3 protein-coding genes are annotated in these 4,219 nt (G+C 74.7%); all 3 read right to left on the bottom strand.

The genetic code is table 11. From position 1 onward, the window contains the following. Positions 1-126: 126 nt before the first annotated feature. Positions 127-672, bottom strand: coding sequence for a telomere-protecting terminal protein Tpg (tpg, locus tag ACFXHB_RS44470; RefSeq protein WP_380582897.1), 546 nt, complete (start codon positions 670-672; stop codon positions 127-129). A 63-nt stretch (positions 673-735) separates the two neighbouring features. After that, positions 736-1,098, bottom strand: a complete 363-nt coding sequence (locus tag ACFXHB_RS44465) for a hypothetical protein (RefSeq protein ID WP_380582895.1) — start codon at positions 1,096-1,098, stop codon at positions 736-738. 110 nt (positions 1,099-1,208) lie between these two features. Continuing rightward, a complete protein-coding gene (tap, locus tag ACFXHB_RS44460) occupies positions 1,209-3,821 on the bottom strand; it encodes a telomere-associated protein Tap (protein ID WP_380582893.1) in 2,613 nt (870 codons plus the stop codon). Between the last annotated feature and the right edge of the window lie 398 nt (positions 3,822-4,219).

Here is a 4,219-nt window from a genome sequence, read left to right as displayed (position 1 = left end):
ACGACCACGCCGACCGACTCGCTGCCGTCATCGACAGCAAGCGCTCAACTCGCCAAGTCAACCGCTCATCCGCCAAGTGAAGCGCTCAGTCACAATGGTCTGGCGGGGCCGCCTGGTGGAAGGGGTCTACAGCCCCTCCAGGTCCATCCAGGCGATGTCGTTGAGCTCGACGTCGAGGCCGCGGGCGCGGTGGCCGCCGTCCTTGAAGTAGTGCTCGCGCAGGCCCTCTGCGAGGATCCGCTCCTGCTCGGCCTGGCCGGCTCCGGCGTCCCGGGCGGCGTAGAGGCGCTGAGCGACCTCGCCGGGCATCTTGTGGGTGATCATGCGGGGGCGGGGGTCGTCGGTAGAGCCGGCCGCCGAGCTGAACCCGAACGTGCCATTGATGTGCAACATGAAGCCGTTCGTCTCGGCGGCCCTGCGGACCCGGTCCTTGACCCTGGGCTGCCATTTCGCGCGGACCCGCTCCTCGACCTTGGCCGCGGCGGCTGGCTTCGGGTGGCCCTGGCCCTTGAGCCAGCGCTGCACGGTGCGCTGGGAGACGCCGAGGTCCTGGGCGAGCTGCTTGGTGGAGCCCTTGGCGCCCTTGAGCAGGAACCGCATCCGGGCCTGAACGGACTGCGGGATCGGGCGGGTGCGCTCGGCGCGCTCCAGGCCCTCGTCGATCTCCCCCATCGGGACTTCCTTCCTCAAGGTGGTGGTGGGGGCCGCCCGGCGGCCGGCGCCGGGCGGCCGGGTTCAGCGGGTCCAGCCGATGAGCGTGAGACGGTGGCCTCGGTCTTCGAGGTCGCGGCGGGAGACGGCTTCCTCACGGGCGTGGACCAGCGGCAGCGCCAGGTCGCCCCCGCCGCTGGTCGGGACGTCGTTCCACACGCCGCCCTGGTCGTCCAGCCACAGGGCGGTGTGGTCGGCGCTCGGCGCCGCGTCCGGCGCCACGATGCCCGCCGCGAGCGCGGCGCGCAGCCAGGTGCCGGCCCGCTCGGTCAGCTCTGCCCGGACCTCCGGCTTCAGGCGCTCCCAGGCAGCCGACCCCGACCTGGTGTCCCGCCAGTAGGCGGCGGCGAGCTCCTCGACGCGCGGGTCCTGCTCCGTGTGCTCCACGGGTTCCTCCCCTTGGTCCGGGCCGCCGGCAGCGGCCCGCTGCTGATAGGTCGTGCGGTGTGGTGCCGGGGCCGGACCCGCGCAGGTGCGGGTCCGGCCCCGGGGTGCGGTTACTCGTCGTCGGAGACGATGTTGCCGGTCTTGATGTGCCGGGCGGGGTTGACGTCGTCGGCGAGCATCTCGGCGATCTCGGTCATCGGCCGGGACCCCTCGAACTTCACCAGGCCCGGGCTGACGCCCAGGCGCAGCGAGGTGGTGAGGGTGCCGTCCGGTGTGGTGAGGATGTCGAGCGGGCCGGGGCCGGGGGCGGCGAAGACCGCGCAGTCGGACAGGATCGCGATGGGGCGCAGGCCGGTGTCGGCGGCCATGCGGCGGAGCTTGCGGTGGAGGTTGACGGTGGCGGTGTCGATGACCAGGGCGCGCATCAGCGGGTCCCAGGTCGGGCGGTCCAGGGCGGCCCAGCGCTCGCCGTGCTTGTAGCCGTGCCCGCGTGGGCGCTCGCGCATCTTGCCGATGGTTCCCTTCGCGGTCTGCTTGATCGCGGTGAGCACCGCGAGCTCCGCCGCGTCGCCCTGCTTGAGGGCGGCCATGGCGTCCAGGAAGGCCAGCGGGTCGGTGTCGGCCAGCTTCAGCGGCACGCCCAGGGCCGCCATCGTGTCCAGGTAGGCCTGGCGTAGGCGCTTGTGCCACGGGTCGAGGTAGGGGCCGCTCTCGTGCCGCAGCCAGCCCTCGGTGGGCTGGATCTTGGCGCCGAGCTCCACCGCGTAGGCGACCTTGACCGTGGTGTACCAGGCGGGGCCGGTCGGGCGGGAGCCGTCCGGGTTGAACGGGCTCGGGAGCAGAGGGTTCGTCTCCACTCCGGACAGGTCCACCAGCCAGGAACCCGGCACCTTCGGGTCGAAGGTGGGGTTGAGTTCGTGCACCGGCCCGGACAACGGCAGCGTCAACCTGCCCGCGGCCGCGAGGAACGCGACATTCACATCCAGGCCGACCGCGAACGGCGCCGCCCGCTCCTGCTCGGTGAGCGGGCGGGTCCAGTCCCACGCCTCCGTCACCAGCACGCCGCCCGACTCCCGGCCCTGGGCGAGCGGGTGCATCTCCGGAACCTCCGGCGGCGCCGGATCGAAGGCGTCCTTCGGCCGGGAGCCCTCCACCGGGCCGGACGTCCAGCCGGTGTCGGTGCGCACCGCGCGGGTCGGCGGGCGCAGCGCGGTGACGAGCTCAAGGCCGCTCACGGCGGTGGAGCCGCGCGGGGTGAGGACGCGCTTCGCGTAGGTGCCGAGCAGGCGGGCCAGGCCGGGAGCGTCGAGGCTGTCCGGGCCAGCGGACCAGTCGCGGGTGGGCAGTGCCCCCCAGGCGGGGACGCACAGCTGCACGCAGACCCGCTTGCCGTCCTCGGGGGTGCGGTAGATCCGCGCCCACGGGCCCAGGCCGCGCTGGGTGAGCTGCCAGCCGGCCTTCTCGATCTGCTTGACGGCCTTGTGGGTCTTCGGCAGCTGCCCGAGGCGCTGGACGAACTCCTTCTTCTCGTCCCGCCCGAGCGGTGGCAGGCCGAGCTCGGCGAGCGCGGCGTCGGTGATGACGACCAGGGCGTCGCCGTCCTTGCCGTGCCGGTGCAGCCGGGGCGAGCCGAACTTGGCCTCCAGTGCCCATTCCACGACGGCGGCGAGCGTGCGCCCGGCCGGTGCGGTCGGCGCCACCGTGCCGTCCGCGAGGTAGGCCACCAGGGCCTTGCCGGACGGGGCGACGTCGAGGACCGCGAGCGGCCCGGCCGGGAACCGCGCGGCGGCCGCGGCCTCCCAGTCCGCCGGCCCCTCCGCCGCGGCGGCCTTCTTCGCCGGGGCCTTGCGCGCCCGCGACGACGATCCGGCGGCCGGACGCGACGGCGCGCCACGGCGCGGCGCGGCCGCCGGACCGCCCGCGGGGGCGGTCGGCGCGGCCACGGGGGCGGCGACGTTCGGATGGCCGGCGAGCGCCTCCAGAGCGGCTCGCGAGGGCCCGGACGGCTCTGCCCGGGTGTGCCGCTCCACGGCCGGCGCGGGCGTGGAGCGCTCGGCGGTAGCGGCCTGGACGGACGCGGCCACCGCCACGGCCGGGCCGGCCTGCACGGGGCCGGCGACCGCGGTCGCCGGGGCGCACCAGCCGCCCATGTGCACCGGACGGCCCTGCGAGCGGTACGGCGTCGGACGCCCGCACCGCACACACGGCGCGGGCTCCTCCGCGACCAGATCCCCGGCCGCCGTGCGGTCGAGGTCCATAACCACCTGCTCCCCGCCCGCCACGGCGGGCGCCTCCACGGCCGGAGCGGCGGCAGGGGCGGCCGGCGCCGCCGGGGCGGAAACGGACTCGGCCACCGGCACGGCAGCCGGCGGCGCGGCAGGCGCGGGCACCGGCCCGTCCGCCGGGGCCCGGTCCGTGGCGGGGACGAGGCCGGCGGCCTGCGCGCGGCGCAGCCACGCGGTCGGCTCGACCGTGCCGTGGCGCAGCGCGAGCGCCGCCAGGAAGCGGATGTAGACCTCGCGCTTGGGCGGGCGTGGCTCGGTCGTGCCGGCCTCCCAGCGCACGATCGACTCCCGGCGGGTCTTCAAGGCCTTCGCGAGCTCTTCCTGGGTGTACTCGCCCGCCGTGCGCAGGCGGGCCCGCTCGGCGGGCACCGGCAGGTCGTCCACCTGCTTCGGCCGCTCCAGCAGCGCGTCGATCGACGCGAACAGGTCCTCGGTCATGAACACACCTCCCCTTTCCACTCACAAGCATAGCGTGAAAGTCACAGTTGGATCGCTCTTTTGGATCGCACATCACTCTTTCGGGGGATGCGCCTTGAAGCCGAGGTCAGGTGGGTGTCCTGGGGGCGCGCCGCCCTCGTAGCGGGCTCGGTTTCGGGTAGGACGGGGCCACGGCCGTGAACCGCGCACGTCGCCGGGTGCGCGCGGTGGTCCGGGCCGTACGGGTGCCGTCATCGAACAAGGTGGGAAGTCATGGAACTCGGGGTGTACGGACTCAGCGCCAAGGCGACGCACGGGCCGCGGGCGACGGCGCGCCTGGCCGCCCTGGCCGAGGAACTCGGCTACCGGTCGTGGTGGGTCGGCGACCACGTGGCGCTGCCCGACCCCCGCACTCCCGA

Origin of the sequence: Kitasatospora sp. NPDC059327 (genome assembly GCF_042752535.1) — a bacterium.
Taxonomy (GTDB): Bacteria; Actinomycetota; Actinomycetes; order Streptomycetales; family Streptomycetaceae; genus Kitasatospora.
Note: the sequence above shows the minus strand (reverse complement) of the source record. Positions and strands in the feature narration are given on the sequence as shown.